At 55.2% G+C, this 23,364-nt stretch carries 15 protein-coding genes; 6 read left to right on the top strand and 9 right to left on the bottom strand.

What is annotated here, in order from left to right; all coding sequences use genetic code 11:
- Nucleotides 1–161: 161 nt before the first annotated feature.
- The 3 genes from ACLHIJ_RS06620 (at nucleotide 162) to pgm (ending at nucleotide 7,730) form a co-directional block, all read left to right on the top strand.
- On the top strand, nucleotides 162–2,558 hold the full coding sequence (locus tag ACLHIJ_RS06620; RefSeq protein ID WP_411298763.1) for a heavy metal translocating P-type ATPase: 2,397 nt from the start codon (nucleotides 162–164) through the stop codon (nucleotides 2,556–2,558).
- 258 nt (nucleotides 2,559–2,816) lie between these two features.
- Complete coding sequence (locus ACLHIJ_RS06615; protein WP_411298762.1) at nucleotides 2,817–5,534, top strand: flippase-like domain-containing protein; 2,718 nt, start codon at nucleotides 2,817–2,819, stop codon at nucleotides 5,532–5,534.
- Nucleotides 5,535–6,053: 519 nt separating this feature from the next.
- Nucleotides 6,054–7,730, top strand: coding sequence for a phosphoglucomutase (alpha-D-glucose-1,6-bisphosphate-dependent) (gene pgm, locus ACLHIJ_RS06610; protein ID WP_411298761.1), 1,677 nt, complete (start codon nucleotides 6,054–6,056; stop codon nucleotides 7,728–7,730).
- A gap of 256 nt (nucleotides 7,731–7,986) precedes the next feature.
- Here the strand turns inward: pgm and ACLHIJ_RS06605 are convergent, their stop codons facing one another.
- Together ACLHIJ_RS06605 and ACLHIJ_RS06600 are read right to left on the bottom strand one after the other, a co-directional pair.
- The gene (locus ACLHIJ_RS06605) at nucleotides 7,987–9,018 is read right to left on the bottom strand and encodes a GNAT family N-acetyltransferase (RefSeq protein ID WP_411298760.1); all 1,032 of its coding nucleotides are present in this window, start codon (nucleotides 9,016–9,018) and stop codon (nucleotides 7,987–7,989) included.
- A gap of 91 nt (nucleotides 9,019–9,109) precedes the next feature.
- Complete coding sequence (locus tag ACLHIJ_RS06600) at nucleotides 9,110–10,684, bottom strand: 6-phospho-beta-glucosidase (RefSeq protein WP_411298759.1); 1,575 nt, start codon at nucleotides 10,682–10,684, stop codon at nucleotides 9,110–9,112.
- Nucleotides 10,685–10,849: 165 nt separating this feature from the next.
- Between ACLHIJ_RS06600 and ACLHIJ_RS06595 the strand changes: the two genes are divergently transcribed.
- The gene (locus ACLHIJ_RS06595) at nucleotides 10,850–11,977 is read left to right on the top strand and encodes a carbohydrate kinase family protein (protein ID WP_411298758.1); all 1,128 of its coding nucleotides are present in this window, start codon (nucleotides 10,850–10,852) and stop codon (nucleotides 11,975–11,977) included.
- Nucleotides 11,978–12,340: 363 nt separating this feature from the next.
- On the opposite strand, the gene ACLHIJ_RS06590 is transcribed toward ACLHIJ_RS06595, so the two are convergent.
- From ACLHIJ_RS06590 to ACLHIJ_RS06575, 4 genes are read right to left on the bottom strand one after another with little or no spacing between them, the layout of a single operon-like run.
- Nucleotides 12,341–13,336 (bottom strand): ABC transporter substrate-binding protein, encoded by a 996-nt coding sequence (locus ACLHIJ_RS06590; protein ID WP_411296906.1) that lies wholly within the window; start codon nucleotides 13,334–13,336, stop codon nucleotides 12,341–12,343.
- Nucleotides 13,337–13,371: 35 nt separating this feature from the next.
- Nucleotides 13,372–14,361 (bottom strand): ABC transporter permease, encoded by a 990-nt coding sequence (locus ACLHIJ_RS06585; protein ID WP_411296907.1) that lies wholly within the window; start codon nucleotides 14,359–14,361, stop codon nucleotides 13,372–13,374.
- Nucleotides 14,354–15,877, bottom strand: coding sequence for a sugar ABC transporter ATP-binding protein (locus ACLHIJ_RS06580; protein ID WP_411298757.1), 1,524 nt, complete (start codon nucleotides 15,875–15,877; stop codon nucleotides 14,354–14,356). Before ACLHIJ_RS06580 ends, ACLHIJ_RS06585 begins: the two co-directional genes overlap by 8 nt.
- Nucleotides 15,878–15,879: 2 nt before the next feature.
- Nucleotides 15,880–16,896, bottom strand: coding sequence for a Gfo/Idh/MocA family oxidoreductase (locus ACLHIJ_RS06575; RefSeq protein WP_411298755.1), 1,017 nt, complete (start codon nucleotides 16,894–16,896; stop codon nucleotides 15,880–15,882).
- 473 nt (nucleotides 16,897–17,369) lie between these two features.
- Here ACLHIJ_RS06575 and ACLHIJ_RS06570 point away from each other — a divergent pair, with 473 nt between their 5' ends.
- Both ACLHIJ_RS06570 and ACLHIJ_RS06565 read left to right on the top strand, forming a co-directional pair.
- Nucleotides 17,370–18,122: a GntR family transcriptional regulator gene (locus ACLHIJ_RS06570; RefSeq protein WP_411296910.1), complete on the top strand. Its 753-nt coding sequence runs from the start codon at nucleotides 17,370–17,372 to the stop codon at nucleotides 18,120–18,122.
- Between the two features lie 311 nt (nucleotides 18,123–18,433).
- A complete protein-coding gene (locus ACLHIJ_RS06565) occupies nucleotides 18,434–19,552 on the top strand; it encodes an App1 family protein (RefSeq protein ID WP_411296911.1) in 1,119 nt (372 codons plus the stop codon).
- Nucleotides 19,553–20,043: 491 nt separating this feature from the next.
- Here the strand turns inward: ACLHIJ_RS06565 and ACLHIJ_RS06560 are convergent, their stop codons facing one another.
- The 3 genes from ACLHIJ_RS06560 to ACLHIJ_RS06550 form a co-directional block, all read right to left on the bottom strand.
- Complete coding sequence (locus ACLHIJ_RS06560; RefSeq protein ID WP_411296912.1) at nucleotides 20,044–21,018, bottom strand: ADP-ribosylglycohydrolase family protein; 975 nt, start codon at nucleotides 21,016–21,018, stop codon at nucleotides 20,044–20,046.
- Between the two features lie 231 nt (nucleotides 21,019–21,249).
- On the bottom strand, nucleotides 21,250–21,567 hold the full coding sequence (locus ACLHIJ_RS06555; protein ID WP_411296913.1) for a hypothetical protein: 318 nt from the start codon (nucleotides 21,565–21,567) through the stop codon (nucleotides 21,250–21,252).
- A gap of 405 nt (nucleotides 21,568–21,972) precedes the next feature.
- On the bottom strand, nucleotides 21,973–23,085 hold the full coding sequence (locus tag ACLHIJ_RS06550) for an endonuclease/exonuclease/phosphatase family protein (protein ID WP_411298753.1): 1,113 nt from the start codon (nucleotides 23,083–23,085) through the stop codon (nucleotides 21,973–21,975).
- Nucleotides 23,086–23,364: the final 279 nt, after the last annotated feature.

The raw sequence follows: 23,364 nt of genomic DNA, 5'->3' as shown, positions 1-23,364 counted from the left end.
CTTTGGTGATTATCTAGGTTCTGTTACTCTTTCTGCGCCGGATATGCCAGCTCACTGCGCCTTTGCCGATCCGGCATTTCTTCACTATCAGGCATGCTCTCGTTCTTGTAATCCTTTCTTCCCGCTTTGTCGGGCGTCCTCGCTAGAAGGGTGCTTACCCCGTGGATTCCTCAGCAAATACCACCTCGCACGAACCCATCACTGCGCGCGTCGATATGGCCGTCCGTGGCATGACGTGTGCCTCCTGCGTAGCCCGCGTGGAAAAGAAATTAAATAAGGTTGACGGGATCGCTGCCGTCGTCAATCTCGCCACCGAGCGTGCTCACGTCGAACTGCGCGGTCCCAGCGGAGATTTAAGCAATGACGATCTCGTCGCTATCGTTAAACGCGCAGGTTATGACGCCTCTATCATCCAACGCACTGAGTTATGTGCCGACGGCAGCCAACAGCAAACCCAAGCGGATGAGGGCGATATTGAAGCGCTTATGGAAGCCGCCGCCCGCGCCCGAGTCCACGATTTATGGCGGCGTTTCCGCGTCTGTGCAGCGATAAGCGTCCCCATTATCGCGTTATCCATGATTCCTGCCCTGCAATTTACCGGATGGCAATATGCCGTCGCACTGGCCTCACTGCCCGTTGCAATATGGGGCGGATGGCCTTTCCATCGGGCTGCTTTCCAAGCTGCACGGCACGGATCATCAACCATGGATACGCTCGTCAGCCTTGGCGTTATCACAGCAATGGGATGGTCGTTATGGACGCTCGCCACCACCCATGCGCGCCACCTGGGATACACCATGCGGATGAGTGGTATCCACGGTATCACCGAGGATCATCACCCTCACCTATACTTCGAATCCGCGGCAATGATTATTACATTCTTACTCATTGGCCGCTGGCTAGAAGCGCGATCCCGCCGCCACGCCGGCGATGCCTTGCGAGCGCTACTGCGCCTTGGCGTTGCCGAGGTTTATCTCCTCACTCGCGCCGACGGCACAACAGCTAACACCACAATCTCCACTCGCGACCTGCGCGTCGGCGATATTTTCCGAGTATTGCCTGGGCAGAGTATTGCAACTGACGGGGTGGTCGTCTCAGGTGAATCCGCCATCGATGCTTCCCTGGTGACGGGCGAATCACTGCCCATTAACGTTGCTCCTGGCTCCTCAGTCATCGGAGCGACCATGAACACCCACGGCTCCCTTGACGTTCAGGCAACTCGGGTTGGCGAGGAAACAACCTTAGCTCACATGGGCCGGCTGCTCACACAGGCACAGACCGGAAAAGCTCCAGTTCAACGCATCGCTGATCGCATTTCCGCAGTTTTTGTTCCCGGCGTTCTTCTCATCGCCGCGCTCACCTTTGCAATCCGGCTCATCCTCATGCATAACTCCGCCCAAGCTGCTGTGGCTAGTGCGATTACCGTTTTAGTGGTGGCGTGCCCGTGCGCATTAGGGCTGGCTACCCCAACGGCTCTACTCGTCGGCTCTGGGCGGCTATCCCGCCTCGGAGTGCTTATTCGGGGTCCAGAGGTCCTGGAAGCGGCACATCATCTCGACACTATCGTCTTTGATAAAACGGGTACCCTCACTACCGGTCAGATGCGCGTTGATGACATCATGTTCTTCCCGGAATCACCCTCGCAGGATCAGCCGCTTTCTCAGATAGATTCGGCATATACACTCGCGTCTGATCTTTCAGCACCACTCAATCACACCCAGCTTCTAGCTATTGCCGCTGGCTGCGAAGCCCATTCGGAACATCCACTCGCCCGCGCAATCGTTGAGCACACCCAAGCACAGCACATCAACGTGCAACCAGTAAACGAATTTCGCAACCATGCTGGTCACGGCATAAGTGCCCGCCTTGCGCAGGGGGCGTCCGTCCTCATTGGTCGGTTAGAATGGCTGACCAGCCAGGGTGTTGATGTGAATTCTGCTGATACTGCCCAGGTACACGAGCGCGCTATCGGGGCAAGCATTGTGGCAATGGCTGTCGATACCCACCTTCGGGCAGTATTCTTCATCCGCGATACTGTGCGCGATCATGCCAATGAGACGATTGCCCATCTGGCATCCGCTGGTTTGCGTCCATACCTGGTTACTGGTGACAATCCAGCCAGCGCTCAGGCTGTCGCCGCCAAAGTGGGAATCGAGAATGTTCACGCCGGAGTACTACCGAGCGATAAGGTCCGTATTGTTGACGAGCTACAACGTGCCGGCCTGCGGGTTGCCATGATTGGCGATGGCGTAAATGATGCCGCCGCACTCGCCGCCGCTGATTTATCTATCGCAATGGGTTCTGGGGCTGACGTGGCCAAAGCTGCGGCCGATATTACGATCGTCAATTCCGATATTCGCACCCTCCCAGAATCTCTGCGGATTTCCCGAGCGACCCTGCGCATCATCCGGGAAAATCTTTTGTGGGCTTTCGGCTACAACCTCATCGCAATCCCTACTGCCGCAGCCGGAATTATTTTGCCAGGGTTGGCAGCCCTCGCGATGGCGTCGTCATCTATTATCGTGGTTCTCAATTCGTTACGCTTGCGCTCGATATAACGTTTTAGCTGACGAGAACGCCGAGGCGCTCGGCGGCTATCCGTATTGGGTATTGGGTATTGGTAATGCGGATAGCGGGCTGTAGCTGGCTACGGTCACGCCGAGATATTCCCAAATGCTACATACTGCGGTCATTTAGTCTCTGCTCGCGCACCCTCCTTGCCCCGCTCTGCGTGGAATTTGCTACTACGCCGCATAAACGCCAGGTAGTCCCAAGGTTTTAGCTGAAAAGCACGCTCGATAGGTAGGATCAGTGTTGTGAGCACCCACGAAGAACATGACAGCAACGCGAAACCCAGCGATTTCCCACCTGAAGTCGCACTGACTTCCGTGCTCGAATCAGATCATCCTGAGGCTATCCCCAGGTCATCTTCTGTCACCCTCGTCGATAGTGCTCCCCGATGGACGCGCAACCCAGCCGATCTCTTTGGCGCTATCCTGACTCTTATTCTGGCAGTCTTGATGGGCCTTTTTGCGGCGTATGCGCAATCTACGTCCATCGCCGTCGCTTTGGATTTCCAACGAGTAACGGGCACCATTTTCGACACTATTGTGGCTTTGCCAATCAACGCACTGGAGGGCTTACTATCCTTTGTCTTGCCCATCATCCTGATTGGCGAAATGCTGTTCCGACGCCGGTGGCGCACACTACTAACCGCAGCAATTGGTGGTGCACTAGCTATTGCGGTAGCGAACCTCGTCTTAATCGTTATAGATAAGTGGTGGCCCCAATCCACGTTTGCCGACCAACTCTCTAATGCCATTGAACAGCAGTCACATATCGTGCTCGTCCCGTATGTTTCGCTGGTCAGCGCCCTCCTCATTGTCTCCGTCACCTCCCGCGCCTCAAAGATCACCCGCTGGGGTTGGTGGCTCCTCATTCTCGTGTCATTCTTTGCTGTGTTGCAACGCAATCAAACCCTGCCAGCCGCAACCATTACCATCCTTATTGGTATCTGCTGTGGGCTGCTCGCCCGTTACGCCATCGGCGGCTCTCCCGCCCGCGTTATGAAAACCGACCTCATCGCGCTGATTCGCCGCGCCGGAATTGACGCCACCGAAGTCATTCGCACCGACGATCTCAGCGATGACGCCGAACTGCAAGCATGGACGGTATCCAGCCCTGCACCCCTGGGATACTCCACCTTTTCTGCGCTATCTCAGCTCCACAAGCTCATGGCGAATGATTCAAATAAATCGACACCCGCCATTGCTCCGGCCGCGCTCTTAGAACATGAAATATTTCCGCAGGTTGGTCGCCTGGAACGGGCTGATATTGACCCGATGGCCACCTACTATGACGCACGCAAGACGTATCCGGCTACCCAATCCCACCTCGTCTCGCGAAACTATCTCGTCCGAGATGTCACCGGCCACGTCTACCACGTGAAAATGTTAGACAACGACCGTCAGATTCTCTCTTTTATTGACGATTTATGGGCACGGCTGACGCTCAAGCAAACAATCCGCCAAACTCGGCACACCTTGGAAGCCACCGCTGAACAAATGGCGCTATCCGCGTTACGAGCGGAACAAATCGGCATTAGCGAGCCACTCTTTCACTCTCTTGCCCAGATGGGCCCCTCTATACTCGTCGCCGAAAAAGCAACCCGCGATCCCCTGCTCAGCACCACGGATCCGGCAACCATCAGCGACGACGCTCTGGACGCATTATGGCAAGAGATCGGACGGGCACACAGTGCCGGTATCTCACACGGAAATATGGATGCGTCATATATCAAGGTCACGCCCACGGGCTTACACGTGACGACCTGGTTCAATGGCTCGGTTATCTCCTCAGCTACCTCCCGCCAGGTCGATCTTGCCCAGACAGTAGCAATGCTTGCGGGATGCGTCGGTGTAGAACGCGCTATCGCTTCCATGCAACGCTCACTATCCGATGAGATGGCCGCTTCTGTAGCGCCTTTCTTGCAAAATACGATATTGCCGCGGAACACCCGCGAAGCCTTGAAACCACAACGTCAGCTCGCCACGTTACGATCTGCTCTGACGACGGTGATCCCGGATTCCTCTGATGTGCTGAATGTGGATTACAAACGCTTCTCCATCAAGACGATTATCACCGTCACGATTGGCGTCGTCGCAATTTTCATCCTGCTCGGCTCGCTGAACTTTGACGATCTGCGCGATACGCTACAAGCGGCTAACCCGCTGTGGATGCTCGCGGCCTTCGTTGCTGGTCTTGGCACATACGTCGGTGCGGCTATGACGTTAAAATACTTCACTCAAGAACCGCTACCGCTTATCCAAACCACTGTGGTGCAAGTGGCCGCCTCCGTTGTTACCCTCGTCGCGCCAGCCGGTATCGGACCCGCCGCACTCAACCTGCGATTCCTGCAAAAGCGGGGAGTGGGCACAACTCCAGCAGTGGCAACCGTATCCGTCGTTCAAGTTGCACAGTTTATCGTCACTGTCGCCCTGCTTATTATTCTCTCGCTGTTAACGGGCGATCTTGGAAATCTGTCATTACCCTCCTCAACTATCCTCATTACGCTGGCAATCGTTGCCGTACTCGTTATCGTCGTGGCGGGAATACGCCCACTTCGCCAGTGGATTATGAAGAAGATTCAGCCGACTTTACAGCAGGTATGGCCACGATTTGTTTGGCTGTTTACCCACCCTGGGCGGCTAGCGTTGGGCGCCGCCGGTTCCATATTCATGTCTGTATGCTTCATCGGGTGTTTCGGGTTGTCCTTACAGGCATTTGGGTATCAATTACCGTTGATTACCTTAGCAATCACGTATCTTATCTCTAACTCAGTCGGCTCTATTGTGCCCTCGCCCGGCGGTATTGGTCCGGTTGAAGCAGCCTTAACAGGCGGTCTGGCAATTGCTGGAATTCCTTATTCTATCGCCTTTTCCACGGCAATCCTTTATCGTCTTTTGACGTTCTGGGGGCGCGTGCCGCTGGGCTGGATCGCTCTGCAAGTTGCCCAAAAGAAGAACATGATTTAAGTTGCCGCCCGCAAGATGGGCAGGGTGGGCAAGGGTCAAGAATATGACTCAGCGATAAAAAGCTGGTGGATCATCGCCTGCCGTTATGCCCCCTCGGACCGCAGCGTTGCACCATCCTTACCCTGCCCTGCCTGTGCGTTCTGTGTTTTATGAATATTCTGGTATTTGCACGTCATGACGGGCAGCCATCTACGAGCGCCAAAGGCACACCGATCCCTAAAGATGCTCTAAATACGTGCGTTTTCCTTGCCGGCTACAGCCACGAATCGTATGTAGGTTGGCTCTATCTAAAACGTTGATGCGCAGTACATCAACATACCGGCAGTTGCCAAAAGTTCGGTTTTCACGCCGCCTTCACCTATTAACCCGTGTTCTCTCCGGCTCCTCTGCCAAAGACCACCTGCCCTTTCGTCTGCTTTCACCAGCTTTCACTGCTTTTTCATTACGCAACCTGTAACTATCTGCCCGACCTTGTGTAAAGACATGGAGCGTCGCGGGGAAAAATGAGAACATGATTCTATGAACGAACGTGCTGGCAGCCTTGCCCAAGAAGAAGATCTTATTGATGTCGATGCGCTCATCAGCGCCTACTACGATATTGAACCTGATCCTAGTAATCCCGATCAGGCAGTTGTTTTCGGTACATCGGGTCACCGCGGCTCGTCTCTAGATGGCGCATTTAACGAGGCACACATTGCCGCAACGACGCAGGCAATTGTGGAATATCGCGCCTCGCAAGGCATTGATGGCCCACTGTATATCGGGCGAGATACCCACGCCCTATCGGAACCGGCTGAACGCACAGCTCTTGAAGTGCTTGCCGCTCACGGGGTTGAGGTCCGAATCGACGCACGCAACTCCTGGACGCCCACTCCGGCCGTTTCCTTAGCAATTTTGACAGCAAATGGCGCAAATACCGCTGCCGGAGTTCGCACCCACGGCCCAGGTTTGGCAGATGGTATCGTCATCACGCCATCGCATAACCCACCGCGAGATGGCGGATTCAAGTACAACCCCCCGCACGGCGGTCCAGCAGATACTGACGCAACCTCTGTCATTGCTGCCCGAGCAAACGAGATTCTCCGTCAGGGGTGGAAATCCGTTAAACGGATTCCTTACGAGCAGGCCCGCAACGCGCAAACGACTCGCGGGCACGATTACCTCAGCGCCTACGTTGACGATCTCGCCACCATGATTGATTTCGACGCAATCCGCACCGCCGGAGTGCGCATTGGGGCCGACCCAATGGGTGGTGCATGTGTGGAATATTGGGGCGCAATCGGGGAACGCTACGGATTAGATCTGACTGTTGTCAATCCGGACGTCGATCCAACCTGGCGTTTTATGACGCTCGATTGGGATGGAAAGATCCGAATGGATTGTTCTTCTCCGTATGCGATGGCATCTTTACTGGAGCGGATGAAGCCCGGATCTGGCACGTCTTTTGATATTGCCACAGGTAATGACGCGGATTCTGACCGGCATGGCATCGTGACCCCAGACGCCGGATTAATGAACCCTAACCACTATCTCGCAGTAGCAATTAACTATCTGTTCTCTCATCGCCCCCAGTGGTTGCCGACGGTCGGCGTCGGAAAAACCCTTGTCTCTTCTTCCCTGATTGACCGAGTCGTGAACGGTATGGGTAAGAAACTCGTGGAAGTTCCCGTCGGATTCAAATGGTTTGTTCCTGGGCTGATCTCTGGGGAGATTGGATTCGGCGGCGAAGAATCCGCCGGTGCGTCTTTCTTGCGTAAAGACGGCACTGTGTGGACGACAGATAAAGACGGCATCGTCATGGATCTGCTAGCTTCTGAGATTTTGGCGGTGACGGGGATGTCCCCCTCGGTTTTACATCGGCAACTGACGCAAACCTACGGCGAATCTGCCTATGCGCGTATCGACGCACCGGCAAATAATGAGCAAAAGGCAAAGCTGAAGGCGCTATCCCCGAGTGACGTTGCCGCAACCGAGCTTGCCGGTGAAGCAATCACCGCGCGTCTCGTCGCTGCTCCGGGTAATGGCGCGGCCATTGGGGGCTTAAAAGTAACGACGGAAAATGCCTGGTTTGCCGCTCGCCCATCCGGCACAGAAGCGGTCTACAAGATCTACGCAGAGTCCTTTAAGGGCGAAGAACATCTGGCTCAAGTTCAAGCCGAAGCACGTGAGGTCGTCTCGGCAGCATTGGGCGCCTAGCCATCTGACCGGCTACCCGCCTAAATACACGAACTCCTGCCAAGAGCTCTGTCAGTGACGGCTGTGAGAGGGGAGAAATTTTCCCTCTCACAGCCGTCACCTTATCTATCCGCATTTGTCTTTCTTCTCTATCTTTATAGTCTCGCCTCTCGCGTCATCCTCGGTTTCCGTATCTGTCTGCGCCGCCCACAAAACGCACCACAGCTCACCAGGCTTTCCCCAACCGCCCTAACACGGTCACTTCGTCGTCGTAAAATCAACGGCCCCGCACATACTCAACTAACTGGCATACCGGAGTAAAACCCAAAGCATTATTAATCGCAAGCATCCACGGATTATTTACCGCTGTTTCCGTTTCTATCGCCGGATTCTTCACCCCACGCAATAGCAGCTCCCGCACCAATTGGGCCTTGACCGCCAAACCGAGGCGCTTTCCGCGATGAGATCGTAAAACTCCAGTTCCTCGCACCCGCATAACCCGACGAGAATCTGCCGGCACTTCGACTCCGGTAAATCCCACGACGCGTCCCTCGTGAACAGCAACCGTCTCCAGCAAGGTTGCACCACACCCTACTATGTCTGACACAAATTCTGCATAATATTCGCTACTCCACGGCTCGGCACTAAATTCAATCTCGCCGCTGGGCGCTTCCGCGTCCATTTGCCCACGCAACACCCCGAGAGATTCTTGTAATTCCAAGGGCACACCGTTTTCGTAGGTACGAAGTTCATATCCATCAGGAACTGCTGGCATGACCGCGTCCACATCGGCCAGTGCAGGCGGCCACGCTAAACGAAGCGTTTGATCTATCTCCGTCAGTTTCCACCCAGCTTTCTGTGCCCAACGAGTGATCGGATGAGTGGTCACATCTACATCGGCCGGCATATAGCTCTCCATAAAATACTGTTGAGCTGGCCAATCTGCCGGGCAACAAGATCGAACCGCCGCCTCTAGCGCGCTACCAATCCCCTGACCACGCACATCTTTCGCCACGCTGATGGTGACGTACATCGGATCTTGCGGGTGCGGCACACAGTAAGACAACATGCCCCAACCGAGAACCTTGCGCTGTTCGTCATCAGTTACTGCCACTACGTAATGGGGGACCCAATTACCTGAGTTATCGCGCAGATGACGTAAGAAGCTGTCTGGACTTCCAGCAACATAATCTGGTTGAACTTCTTGCTGGCATGCTATATCAATCTCCCGGCACGCCAGGGCACGCTCGGTATCAGTGACGTCCAGTGGCTCAATCCGATAGCGCACGGCCTTCTCTTCCTTCGTCATACGCACACCTCTCCCGTATCAACACCTGCCGTAAGGTATTTAGTAATCAATCAACTACAGCTCAACAATAACAACAACGACAACAGATCCCTCAGTCAAAAACCTCAGCAATATCTGGATTTACTTGCAGATAACCAGCCAAAATCTCGTGAGCCACCTCAACGGAATCCACTGTGGGATGCGCCGCGAGCGCCCGCCACGCCAAAGCCTTACTTCGCCGATCTACCGCCTCAATTACCAGTTCTTCACAGGCCTTGACCTGTTGGATAAGCCCTAGCTCTGGCCCGTGAAGCGGGCGTGGGCGTTGCGGATGTACACCCGCCGCATCGACCACGCACGGAACTTCAACAACCGCATCCGCTGAGAGCTGCGGGATCAGTAGTTCCGGGTAAGTAGCCGATGCTCGGCCCTGCGTCTGTAATGCGCTGTGTTCTGCTACTTCGTCACCCGCTACCACTGCCTCCCTCGGGCAAACGACCGATCTATCGGGTAGCATCTTTGAATTCTGCACAGTTGATGCGGAAACGTTCTTTTGGCTATTAATACCCGACGCGAGTACCTCAGCGCCCTGATCGGCGGGCTGTGGGTACGTTAGCTCTCCCACGGTATTTGGCACACCCAGAATCATCCGTGCTGGCACTCCCGTTGCCAAAGCCCGCATGAGATCGTATGCCACCTGTTCGTAGCCACCTGCCAAGCGGTCTTCTTCAGTGCGCTGTTCATCCGCCGCACGGGATTCTGCCATGTAGGTCGCTTCTCGTTCCTCATGGGCCGCCCGCCACAACGCCCCTGCACCGCTCCCATCTTTCGCTTGCGCCACCGCCTGGTAGAACGCGCCTTGTTGTTCATGCAGAAACTCGCCTCGGGTGCGCTCACGGGCAAGTTTTTGCGTGATTTCGCGATTGTGATAGTAGAAAAAGAGATATTCATTGGGGATCGCGCCTACCGCCTGAATCCACTCTGCCCCGATCGTGCGTCCTTCTTCTAATCGTTCCAGCATCTGTGTGTGCCCTAAAATCTCTGGTAAACGGTCCACCCCATCCACCACAAAATTGCGCAACCACCCCAGATGATTCAGACCGGCATAATCATAGGAAATTCGGGCATCGACCTGTGAGACTGCGTTCATGACGTCAGGCCCGCCTAAGAGATACCCCACCCGACGAACTAGGCCGATCGGCGTATCACAGATCCCCACCACCCGTGGATGTACTCGACGCATTGCCTGCGTAATAATCCCGGCGGGGTTCGTAAAATTAATGATCCATGCCTGCGGGGCAAGCTCAGCAACCCGCTCCGCCAGGTGCATTGCCCTCGGAATGGTACGGAAGGCGTAAGCGTATCCTGCCACCCCGACCGTCTCTTGCCCCAGCACTCCCCGCGAAAGTGCTTCCCGTTCATCGCATACCCGCCCGCACGTACCCCCTACGCGCATTGCGGAAAAGACGAAATCGGCTCCAGATAGCGCGCGGGAGAGATCCGTCGTGGCACTCATACGCACCCGATCGGCATACCCCAGATCCTGAAGCACCGCGTGCATGGCATCAAGCCGCGCAACATCTACGTCGTATAGGCATACCTCGTCAATCAGCCCGTCATTTGGCTGCACAACCGACATCACCTGCGGAACGCGAAATCCTCCGCCACCAACGATAACGAGCTTCATAAGGGCACCTCGGCTTTCTACGATTTATTTCGGCTGTCTCTTTTTCGCATGCTTTCTTGCTGTTTTACTGTTTTGCGATGCCTTCGCGTCGCCCCGTTGCCGTTAAGCCTACCCCGTGCATACCGATTCCTTGCCCATCTTGGCAAGGAATCGTAGGCTCACTATATGACTCCCCATGACCCTCCTGTAGCCAATCCTCAGCCCACCTCTTTCGACACCCCTGATAACACTGATATTTCTCCGATAGCTCCGCACCCGCGTTCTTCCGCTCCGCTCCCATATTCTGATGTGGCGCCGCTGGGGATTCATGGTGACGGTAGGGAGATTGACGTCTGCGTCGCCGGGCCGGTCTTTCTCGATGTGATTATGCATGGTTTGGCTCATGAGCCGCGCGCTGGCGAAGAACAATGGGTTTCAGGCGCAGACGTGATGGCCGGAGGGGCTGCCAATCAGGCAATCTGCTGCCAGCGTCTCGGATTACACACGGCGTTGTTATGCGAGTTAGGCACTGATCCCGCCGGATCGTGGGTGCGTGAATTACTTGCTGGTGAAGGTCTTGATCTGCGGGCAGCACACGATAGCGCAAAGCAAAATATCACCGTCGCATTAGTCCATGACGGCGATCGTTCTTTCACTACTGCCGGTTCGCCGCATGTGCCACTGCCCTCCCGCGATATGCCTGCTCCTGGCGTGCTCGCCTGTTCTTTAGATTTTTTGGCTACAGCGGCGCAACAGATTTCTCATTGGCGTGCCCGCGGAAGCATCGTCATCGCCGATTCCGCTTGGGATGACAGCGGATGCTGGGCTCACGAGGATCTCCTATCCCTACAATACGCCGATTATTTCGTTCCTAATGACGAAGAAGCCATGCGCTACACCCGCACCGCAGACCCGCACGCCGCCGTACTCGCCCTGCGTGCGTACGTCCCCCATGCCATTGTCACCGGCGGGGCAGCCGGAGTGTGGTGGTCAGCCGCTACCGAAGATGTTGCAGGCTCTCCCGTCGTTCATCATCATCCTGCTATCGCCGTTTCTGCCGTGGATACGACCGGAGCTGGAGATTCTTTCACTGCGGGGTTGAGTTTCGGATTGCTCGCTGGAGCTACGCTCGAACGCAGTATTCGCCTTGGCATGGTGGTTGCCGCCTGGATAGTGCAACACCTTGGCGGTTCCGCTTCAGCTCCTCACCGCCGCGAGCTTATCCACTGGCTAACCCACGAGCAGATACTCTCCCCAGCAGAATCTGAACAGCTGGTGGCGATACTCCGCACAGATCTGCCGCCCTGCGCATAACCCTATAAAACTATTAGTTCGCATAGCCGCGTCATATTATGCAGCATTTTGGCTGTTAACCCAGAATGCCTGTACGGACGCCCGTCGCTCATCCGAAGAGGTTTCAAACCATAAGCGCACGAGGATCCTTTTATGCCTGACGATAACCATCAAAGCACATACAGACAGCCCCAGTTTCGCTCCGGTACATCCGGCTAATTTTGCTCCGCAATCCCATCTGCGCAATTTAGCTTCCACTAATGTAGCGCCAGGTGATTTCCCTTCCGCCAAGGCAGCACAAGATGCGTATCTTTCCCAGCAGCTCAGGATATGCCCGACCGCGGATTCTGCTATCTCGCCATTATCTGAGTATCGCCATTATCCCTACTCGTACAGGGCTAACTTCACGTCCGGATCATCGAGATTCTTCGCGTCATACCAATAGAAACCCGAATCTATCACCGGCTCAACCTTTTTTCCGGCAATAACATCGAGCGCTGTTTCCACTGCCCGATACCCCATCTGATACGGATTTTGCGTCACAGAACCGGCCATAACTCCGCTGCGAATCAGCCCAATTTGCACAGCACCTGAATCAAAACCGATGATTTTTGCGCTCGACCCCGAACGTTTTGCCGTCTGCGCTGCCGCCACGGCACCGTCGTCATCAGTGGCAAAAATACCCGCTAATTTCGGATGCGCCTGGATAATCGCCGAGGCCTGCTGTTCGGCTTTCGCCTGGTCAGAATCGTTGTACTGAATATCGACAACTTTAAGATCCGGAGCATGTTCCGCTAAATAATTGACGAAACCATCACGGCGATCAATACCCGTCACCGACGTTGAAGAGTGGCACAACACCGCCACTTCACCGCTACCGCCCGTCAACTCAATCATGTGCTTAGCGGCTTCAGCTGCAGCAGCCTTATTATTTGTTGCCACCGTCGTCACCGGAATATCCGAACCAGGAACGCCGGAATCAAACGCAATAACCGGAATTCCAGAATCGACGAACTGCTGTAAGGCAATAACTGAAGCGGAAGAATCCAATGCAGCAAACACCAAAGCGTCAGGGTGCTGAACATGCGCTAAATTAATCTGATCGACCTGGCGCACGACATCGGATTCACTATCCGGCCCATGAAAGGAAACGTCTACCCCGAAATCATTTCCGGCAGCCATCGCTCCAGCTTTCACCGTCGCCCAAAACGGGCTGGCATACCCTTTGGCCACCACTGCAATATCAATGCGACCGTCCGAATGGGATACCCGCTCGCCAAGTCCGGCACATCCGGCCAGCACGCTCGCCACCATCCCAATCAGGGCGATGAAACGTAGCCGCGACCTGCGCGCACGCATCATCGTGTCACTATTTCGCATGGTCGTTCTCTTTTCTTTCCGGCTGGATCGGCTCGTCATTTCGTCACTCGCTTGGGGCGGCGACGCACATCCAAATACACCGCCAATAGCACAACAATGCCCAGCAAGATCTTTTGGTTTTGATCGGATACTCCCAGGTGTACTGCGCCGTTGCGGATAGTGGCGATTAAAATTGCGCCAACTACAGAGCCAAATACGCTGGCCCGACCACCAGTGAGCGAAGCTCCACCAAGCACGGCGGCGGCAATGGCATACATTTCGTATGATTGGCCGACGTCAGGCTTCCCAGAGGCTAGACGCGAAGCCATGAGCACGCCCGCTAATCCGGTGAACGTCCCCGCGAGCGCATACACCTTCCACTTCCAGGCCGTGACGTTCACGCCGGAAAGCCGCGTGGCTTCTTCGTTTGATCCCATCGCGAGCGCATAGCGACCAATCAGGGTGTGCTTCAGGAGGAAGTGCGCTGCCACTGCCGCGATGATGCACAAATAAATCGCATTCGTTAAACCGAAGGTCTTACCGTTTCCTAGGGCGAGGAACGGGGTGTAATCGTTGAGTGGGATCGAGGAGGTGCCGGTGATCGACAGGGCCGCTCCCCATGCCACCAACATCATTGCCAAGGTGGCAACCATCGGCTGCATTTTTAGCCGTGCCACTAAGAAACCGTTAACCGTACCCAGTAGCGCCCCAGAGATCACGCCCACTAATACGCCCGCCAGAATCGCCAGCCACATAGCGCTGTGGAGTTTCGTCATGACTAATGCCGTCATCACCCCAGTAAAGGCCATACCAAAACCGGGCGTTAAATCAATCCCGCCGGTTGCGATAACAAAGGTCAACCCGAGCGCCAGCAGAATATAGACGGAGGCGTCCAACAGCAAGGCCGAGATATTCCCCAGATCGAGGAAGTACGGGCTAGCTACCGCGAACACTGCAATCAGGATGATCTCTGAGATGACGATGAGTACCTGGGCCGGATGCTTGCGATACCAGGTGCGCGGGTCAAGGGATACAGATTTAGGCATTGCTCTTGTTCTTTCTCGTGCCAGATTCTTCCTCGTTGCTCACCACGTCAAAGCGGGTCGCAAGATTCATGATTTTTTCTTGGGTAGCTTCCTCATTGCGCAGGATTCCAGTTAAGTGCCCGTGGCACATCACGCCGATGCGATGGCAGACGCGCTGTAGTTCTGCGATTTCTGAGGAAATGACCACCAGTGTTTTGCCGCGGGCCGCCAGATCCTCCATCAGCCGGTAGATTTCATCTTTTGCGCCAATATCGACGCCGCGGGTCGGTTCATCAAACAGTAGTACTTCGCAGTCGCGCGCCATCCATTTAGCGAGGACGACTTTCTGCTGATTTCCACCGGAAAGGAGCCGCGTCTTTTGGAATACCGACGGGGTACGAATCGCCAACATATCGGTGTACCGATCAGCGACTGTTTCCGCGCTGGAATCGTCGATCACGCCCGCAACATTTGACCACATATCAAGTGAGGGCAGCGCAACGTTATCCACCACGTCTTGCTCTAGCAGTAATCCATACTGTTTACGATCTTCGGAGAGGTAGCCGATTCCGGCCTGCACTGCCTGCGTAGGGGTGTCAGTGATAACCGGCTGACCGTTAACTTTAATATCGCCGCTGTCTTTTGGATCAGCTCCGGCCACTGCTCGGGCGAATTCTGTGCGCCCCGCACCGACGAGCCCTGCCAAGCCAAAGATTTCACCGCGATATACCTGTACGGAGACGTCGCGAACGAAGCCTGCACTCAATCCGGTTACTTCTAACCCGAGTTGATCGCTTGGGGTGGATTCGGGACGCTGCGAGGTATCAATAGCCCGCCCCACCATTAAGGAGATCATATCCTCGCGGGTGAGCTCGGCTGCCGGATGTGTTGCCACATGCTTACCATCGCGCAGGACGGTAATGTCAGTACATAGCTCTTGGATCTCTTCTAGTCGATGTGAAATATAGATGACGGCGCGATCTGGATTAATGAAATCGCGCACCACGGCGAAGAGTTTTTCGACTTCATGGGAGGAAATCGCGGCGGTTGGCTCGTCCATGATGAGCACGCGGGCGTTCATTGACAGCGCCTTGGCAATCTCAACCATTTGCTGTGCTGCGACGGTGAGCGAGCCGACTAACGCATCGGGATCAATATCCACATCGAGGCGTTCCAAAATCTCAGCGGAACGTCGGCTCATTTGGGCATCGTTAATATAGCCACGGCCAAGCTCTCGCCCAAAAAAGATGTTTTGTGCCACCGTCAGATCTGGCATGAGGTTGAGTTCTTGGTGAATAACCGCGATCCCCGAGGCGAGCGCATCAAGTGGCCCAGAAAAATGAACTGGCCGACCATCGAGGTACACCTCGCCAGAATCTGGCTGGTAAATCCCGCCAAGAATTTTCATCAGCGTCGATTTACCTGCACCATTTTCTCCGATCAAGGCGTGAATCTGCCCGCCCGATACAGCAAAATCCACCGTATCGAGGGCGCGAACGCCGGGAAATGTTTTCGTGATATGTTGTGCGCGAATCATAGCTACCGTATTTCTTCGAGGCGAACGGGACGATGTTCCCGACGGGAGAGGTCACAAGCAACCGCAACATACAAGGCCGCTAGCGCGTCACGGGCAGTGCAGGGACTCGGCCCGTGGGTATCGAGCATGTCCAAGAAGGCGGATAGCTCGCGTTCGTAGCAGGGTTGGAATCGTTCGATGAAATCCGTCCACGGGGCGTGCGGCGGAAATTCCACGCCGTCATCCATGACCACAAGGGGGACTCGCGCATCATATCCCACGTTGACAGATCCGCGTGTTCCCGCCAGATCAAGGCGAACGTCATAGCCCTGCCCGTTATATCGTGAGGCATGGACGGTGCCAATCGTTCCGTCAGCCAGCGTGAGAATCGCGGCCGCTTCTGAGGGGTCATTGTAGGCGGCGAACACCTCACGCCCTCGGGTGACTCCGGTGGCATAGACCTCAACTACCGGCTGTCCCGTCACCCAGGCGATGATGTCGAAATCGTGAATATTACAATCGCGGAATATCCCACCAGAGGTAGGAATAAATGCGTCATCGGGTGGGAATTGATCCGCGGTAAGCATGTGGAATCGGTGGACCTCGCCGAGTGCTCCGTCGCGAACTGCTTGGCGGGCACGGCGATATCCGACGTCAAAACGCCGCTGAAATCCAATGTGGTGCGGGAGCTGTGCTGCCTCTACCGCCTGGCATGCCGCTTGCGCTGATTCAATATCCATCGCAAGCGGCTTTTCGCAAAATGTTGGCAAGCCGGCCTGGGCGGCAGCAATTAATCCAGCCGCATGTTCGGATGTAGGAGTGGCAAGAACGAGCGCATCGATGCCCAGCGGATTGCCGGAGGCATACACCTGTTCGCTGGAGGCGACGTCAGCATCGAGTTGAGCGGCTAATAGCTCGGCCTTCTCAGTATTGGTATCGCAGACTACGATGCTTTCTACCCGAGATTGCATGGCGCGCAAAAGAAAACCATGCATTGAGCCAATTCTTCCGGCTCCCATAAGGGCGATCCGGTATCCCATGTTTCTCCTGATATTTCCTCGCTCAACAGCGTCTTCTGATGAGCTGTGCGGTGAGTACATAGCTCATAATATGTCAGGACAAATAGTGGGTCAATGACATTTTCTACTGGGTGACAGGTAACATAGAAACAGAACATAGGGATGTCTGCCCGCACTCGCGGGATGCCCTGGCTGATTCGACATGGAACCCCAGCGCGCTCTGCGCCACGCGATCTTCGATCTTCTTACCAGGCACCTCGCGCATACGGAGAGGCTTCTGTATGTATCCACAATCCGGATATCGACACCAGATATCCGAACCGGCACCATATCCGACGGATAACCCGCCGTATCTCGACCACCGCCGTCAGCACCAACAGAAAAGGAATGACGGCAGATCGCAAAAGCACAGCAAAACACAATAATCTAGTAGGGTATGGACCACCCTAGCGGGGTATATACCGCCTCCACGGCAAATTCAATAAGGAGTAAGCATGGGACTCTTTGAACCTGAGATTACGGTCAATCGCTCAAGCACCGACCCCCTGCACGTACAAATCTCCGCCCCCATCGAACGCGCTATCCTTGACGGCGCTATCACCCCTGGCACTCGCATCGAAAACGAAGTGTCCATGGCTCAGCGCCTGAACGTCTCCCGCCCAACCGCCCGCCGCGCCCTGCAAACTCTCGTCGAAAACGGTCTGCTGTTACGCCGGCGCGGAGTGGGAACCGTGGTTGCCCCGCGCCCTCGGCATCTTCCCGCCAAACTGCCATCCCTACATGAAGATCTCGTTGCCTCTGGTCACACGCCCACCACGGAAGTCCTCCAATACAATTTCAAACGGGCAACGGAAGCAATCGCCGAAAAACTCGACATCCAGGTTGGCGATCAGGTTGTTGAGCTGGAACGTCTGCGTAAACGCGATGGTGTTCCGGTAGCTATTTTGTACAATTGGCTTCCGCTTGCTTACGCTCCCGCCCGAGAGCTTCTGGAAGAACGCGGGCTGTACCAACTGATTCGCGATTCTGGTATCGAAATCGCCGCTACCACCCAATCCGTCGGTGCTGAACGGCCAGACCGACGCGAAGCCCAATTACTTGCCATTTCTACTCGCCAGCCCGTCCTCACTATTGACCGCACTGCATTTGATCCCGCGGGAGCAATCATCGAATGGGGCCTGCACTGTTATCGGGGGGACGCCTACCGCTATGAATCTACCGTCGTTGCCCACGGGCATAAGCCGTGAGAATCTGCGGATAATGCGGGCTGACGGTTAAGCCCGATAGCCATCAGCTAGCTATATAGCGGGGTGGATCTAATAGCTAATATGCCCTGAGGATAGCCCACCCCGACGGCAAATCCCCGAGCGAGCAGCGACGTCTACAGATTGCGTCGATCTGCCAGTTATGCTCGATTCTGTCAGATCACAATAACTGCCTCCCGCACCTATACAAACGCAGGATAATTGCGTTGATTGCGCTGGCGGAAAACTTCGCTACCGGCTAAGGAAACCCAAGAAACCTGCATAAATCCGCCAGTTTCAGTACGCTGATGTGTATGTCTTTGGCAAATATTGCTCGTGCTACCGAAGCCGCGGTGAACCGGCACAATATCGTGTGCAAACGCCGCGCCGGCTGGCTACCTCGGCTAACCGGCTACGCCGGATACGGCTCGATTCATGCTGCCAAAGTCCTTGCCCGCGCGATTATGGCCGATCCGCAGGAAAACACCAAGCCGTTCCAGCTTCCGTTCCTACCGGCCTCTATGCACTCGCTAACCCCACAAGGCATGCGCGATCTAGCGCAATTTGCTGCGGAACATGCCGCAAAAGCCCAACGCGGCTGGCGGCAATTCTTCACCACCCAAGTCGGCTTTCTGCCCTGCACTGTGGAGTTGGGCCGTCGGCGCTTACACACTCGTACGGATCGTTCCGGATACGTCGATATTCTCGTCGAAGATCACGGGCTAGAACCTGGCTGGCATGAAGCGCGCATCACTCCGGCAGCCGGTGAAGCGATCACCGCTCCCGTCATGATCGTCTCGCCAGAGGCTCACACCGGCCTTGTCTCCGATGTGGATGATACGATCGTCGTTACCTGGCTTCCCCGCGCCATGCTCGCGGCCTGGAATTCTTTTGTGTTGCACACCAATACGCGCCAGCCCGTACCTGGAATGGCAGAATTTTATGGAGATTTGCTCGCTCCTACGCCAGATGCTCCCGTGTTTTATCTATCAACGGGCGCCTGGAACACCTACTCAACCATGTTGCACTTTATTCAACGCAATGCCCTCCCTATCGGGCCAATGTTGATGACGGATTGGGGGCCGACCCCCACCAGCTTGTTCCGTTCCGGTCAAGAACACAAAAAGACGCAGCTACGGAACTTACTGATTATGTTCCCCGATATTAAGTGGTATCTCGTCGGGGATGACGGCCAGCACGATCCTCTTATTTATGACGATTTAGCTCGCGAATATCCGCATCGGGTGCGCGGAATTGCCTTGCGAACACTCAACCCGGTCGAACAGGTCCTTTCGCATGGGACGATGGACGCCACCTCCAGCTTCCGGCAAGATCGAGATATTGAGCAAGGCGGAGTGCCGATTATTCGCGGCGCCACAGGTTTTGATCTGCGCACCCAGATCGACCATATCCGCAGTTCATACGCCGATTAGATCCTGCTGATAGCTAGATCCTGCTGGCGCACTGCGTGCCTCGCTATTGATTGGTAATAACTGATGACCTATTAAGCCAATGATTTGTTACGCCGCGATACGGCTTCTATTGATGCCAATTCGCCGGCTCTTACCCTCTCCGGCAAACACCAATAACTCGTATTCGCCACTCTAACCTGCGATTGTTAGCACTATTGAGCAGAATTAACCGGCTCCCCATCAAGGAAATCTCGCAATCTTACGAGGTTCTCCTCGTTCGGATCATATATACGCGCCGCCACAATCGACCCATCCGTATTTTTATGGAAAGTGGATAATAAAGCGCTAGCCGCCCAGCAGACACCTGCTATCCTGCTGCATTTGCGCGCTCCCCGTCGCACATCTCCCTTGGGAAATTCTCTCCTTTGGAAATCCCCTGGGAATAACATGAATCAGCACGTGAGCAAGCAGAGATTTTCTCTGATTATCTCCACCTGCCTGGCATCGGGTATTTAGAATCCGCGCGGCTTAGATTTGCGCACAATCCGCTCTGCCATATTCGCCAGATCTGCTCCCGTCATCCCAGGCCAGCCGTGTACGTCTGCTTTCCACTGCTCCGGGATTGCTTTTTCTCCCCAACGAGCACCCAAGAGCGCCCCCGCAATAGCCGCAATCGTATCGGTATCCCCTCCGAGCTTAACCGCAGTGCGAATTCCGCTATATACCGCCGCCTCTCCGAGGTATTCCCGAGTGGAGTGAACGGCATACCAGGCACATTGTAAAGCTGAAACGGTATATCCATTCGTATGCGGATCCACTAAGCCGTGTTCCGCATCGGCGATAGCTGTACGCCACAGTGACCGCGACTCATGCAAGAGAAGATCCAATCCCGCCTGAATATCCAACACCTCATCGGTGATGGCGAGTCGGATCGCTTCGCTCCACAATATGCAGGACTCGGCTACAAGGCGATCAGCATGAGTCAATTCAGCCATGAGGCGGGCAGCGTGAGCGGTCTGCTCGCGATCCCACAGGAAACACAGCCCGACGGGTGCCGTGCGCATCAAGGCACCGTTGCCAGCGGCCCGCTGCGTTCGCTCAAGATATTCGCGGGCCGCCGTAGTGAGGCGATCCGAGACGTCTCCCGTCATTCGCGTCGCCGCTGAAATAACCGCGCGCGTTTGCGTGCCAATATCCGTCGCCCCGTTGCGCATCCAGTCAATAAAATTCTGCCCCACTGCGTCACAGGCCGCCGCCGACGTCAAGCGAAGTCCTGAATCAGCAACCCGTGCGATACAGACCATCATCTGCGTATCGTCTGACCATTCGCCTGGCTCATACGGGCCTAAACCACCGCCAATCATCTGAGGATCGCGCGGGGCATCGTCGAATTCATAGGGAACACCTAGCGCATCGCCGCAGGCACTGGCTAACAAAGCGCCGCGAGCGCGATCTACTACGCCTTCTGTCACTTCCGTATCACACATCGTGCTCCTCCTTGAGCTTCCTAGCTAAACGTATCCTGCTTGTACCCGTGCGAGCGCCGAATTCCTGCCATGTAATGCGCCCTGCTTGACTGTCTTGCCAGGCAGTTCTTCGTTTCAGCCATACTGATAAGGAGATTCATCCTGACGGGGCAAGCAGGTAGTGACGCATAAGCAAAACCTAGCTATCTTGCCGAGACGGCGAGATAGCTAGGGCACGCTATCCCACGAGAGCTAACGCAGATCTGGGCGGGCCTCCACTGGCACAGCCTCGACGCGAATCTCATCAACATCCGGCACTGCCGTACCGCGATCACGCACAGCCCCTTTGACGGAATCCTTTGCCTCGTGGAACTTTGATTTTGCCGCGTCTTGAGCGTTGTGCAGCGTCTGTGACGCCTGGGAACGGACCTTATCCCGCCCCTTTTGTGCCGGCTTGGAGTTCCACACCTTCTTCGAGATTTTCTTGATCTGCTCGTAGCGCTCACGCCCTGCGCGTGAACCGAGTACGTATCCCACGCCAAATGTTGCCAAGGTTCTGAACATTGCCATCGTTATCTCCTTTTGCGGGCAGATAGTCATTCTCTCAGCGATACTCGCCTGCCGAACCTGCCGCGTGTAGCCGACCTCAACAGGTACGCCAGACGCCGGAATCGCTAAGACCTGGGGCTAGTCTACCGACAGACGCAAGATATATGCGCCGTGTTTCACAGAATGCGCGCTCCGCTGAATCCCTATGTATTCAACGGTTAGGCGTGCGTACCCGCGCTGGCGCACTTTCCAATAATGGCCATACCGGCCTATCACATTCCTAGTTATCGCGTTCGCGCCTATCGCATGCCCAGTTAGGGCGAATCCAGCGATCTATATGGTGTTCACCTATCCACACCTGTCTTGAATGGCATATATAAACTCGCTATCTATACCTAATGCGCCGCCACCGCTATACCTGGCGCCTTACTGCGAGCGCGGTTCTAAGCGAACAATAATGCCACGATGATCGGATTCGCCGACTCCTATCAGGGTGGCTGCCACTCCCTGATAGGAGTCGTCATGTAACACGCGATCAATCGGCGCCCCCAATAGTGGAGGCAAGGTGCTCGGCCATGTCCCCAAACCCGCCGAACCGGCTTCCGCCATCGCGTCAAAGCAGTTCGCGCCAACCGCCAATTCATGATCTTTCGTCGAGTTAAAATCTCCGGCGATGATATATGGTCCAGGTTGATCGCATAGTGCATAGACCTGACGAATATGCGAGCGCCAAATATCAATTGTCGCTGGCGAGGGGGCAAAGGTGTGTACCGCATAAATCGTCGGCCCAGAACCATTTACTGGCACAATGCGAACCGCAGATTCTTGTGGCAAGCCCGAATCGACGTGGGTGTATTGCCCGAGCGCCGCAGAAACTAAGACAACCGTGGAGCGAAAATCTGGCTGATATTGATCGGTAGCGGTATCAAATTGTTGGAATTCCATTCCCGCCTCAGCCAGGGCAGCATTAATCTCTTTGCCACGTTTCGTTGAGGTTTCGGGCAAGACGAGGAGATCTACCCCATTTTCTTTGACGACCTCACGCAGCGCAGTGACGTCGATACGACCGCCTTGCGTATTGTAGGACAGCACAGTTATTGCCCCAGTTCCCTGACCGCTCGCTGTTATTCCGGTATCTAGGGGAAGCTGGCCAGGATTGGCGATACCGCGCGCCCCGATCAACACCCCGTGGGCGAGTGCGCAACCTCCCAAGATGACTGCTAGCCCCACAGCAATCCGCCCTTTTCGGCATACAGCCCACCGGATAGCTGCCAAAATTGCACACAATAATCCAAGAACACCGAAAACAATGACAAGCCATCCACGCAGTGCGATGATGTTTGCCCAGGGAGCGAGCACGACGATATGTGCCGTCAGAACGCACACGTCAGGACGTATGGTTACCGCCATCAGCGCGATAACACATACCGCTAGTATGCCCCACACATATTTCATCCCTCGCCGTTGTGAATATCGGCCGTTAGATCTGGTTGTGGGATTTATTGGATTTTCCTCGCCCTCGTGCGCCCGTCGGAGCATACTCACCACCTCTCTTGACTATCGCCGTCATTATCTCAAGCACATTCTGCCGTTCATTCTCTGCGGTTGACTCTACGAGATCTACCCGTCGATCCCTGATACCAACCTGCATTACTGCCAGTATCTGGCGGTTAAAAAGAGGGAGAACAATCACAATCGTGCGCCCAAATTGCGGCTTTGTTTATTATTTCCGATTTCGCACAGGGAATACCCTGCTTTTTGCCGCGTTTTACATCTCAGAAAATGAACGTTTCTTTCGTCAACCTGCCGATTCTGGCA

The sequence above is a fragment of the Trueperella sp. LYQ141 genome, assembly GCF_046599555.1.
Taxonomy (GTDB): domain Bacteria; phylum Actinomycetota; class Actinomycetes; order Actinomycetales; family Actinomycetaceae; genus Trueperella.
Note: the sequence above shows the minus strand (reverse complement) of the source record. Positions and strands in the feature narration are given on the sequence as shown.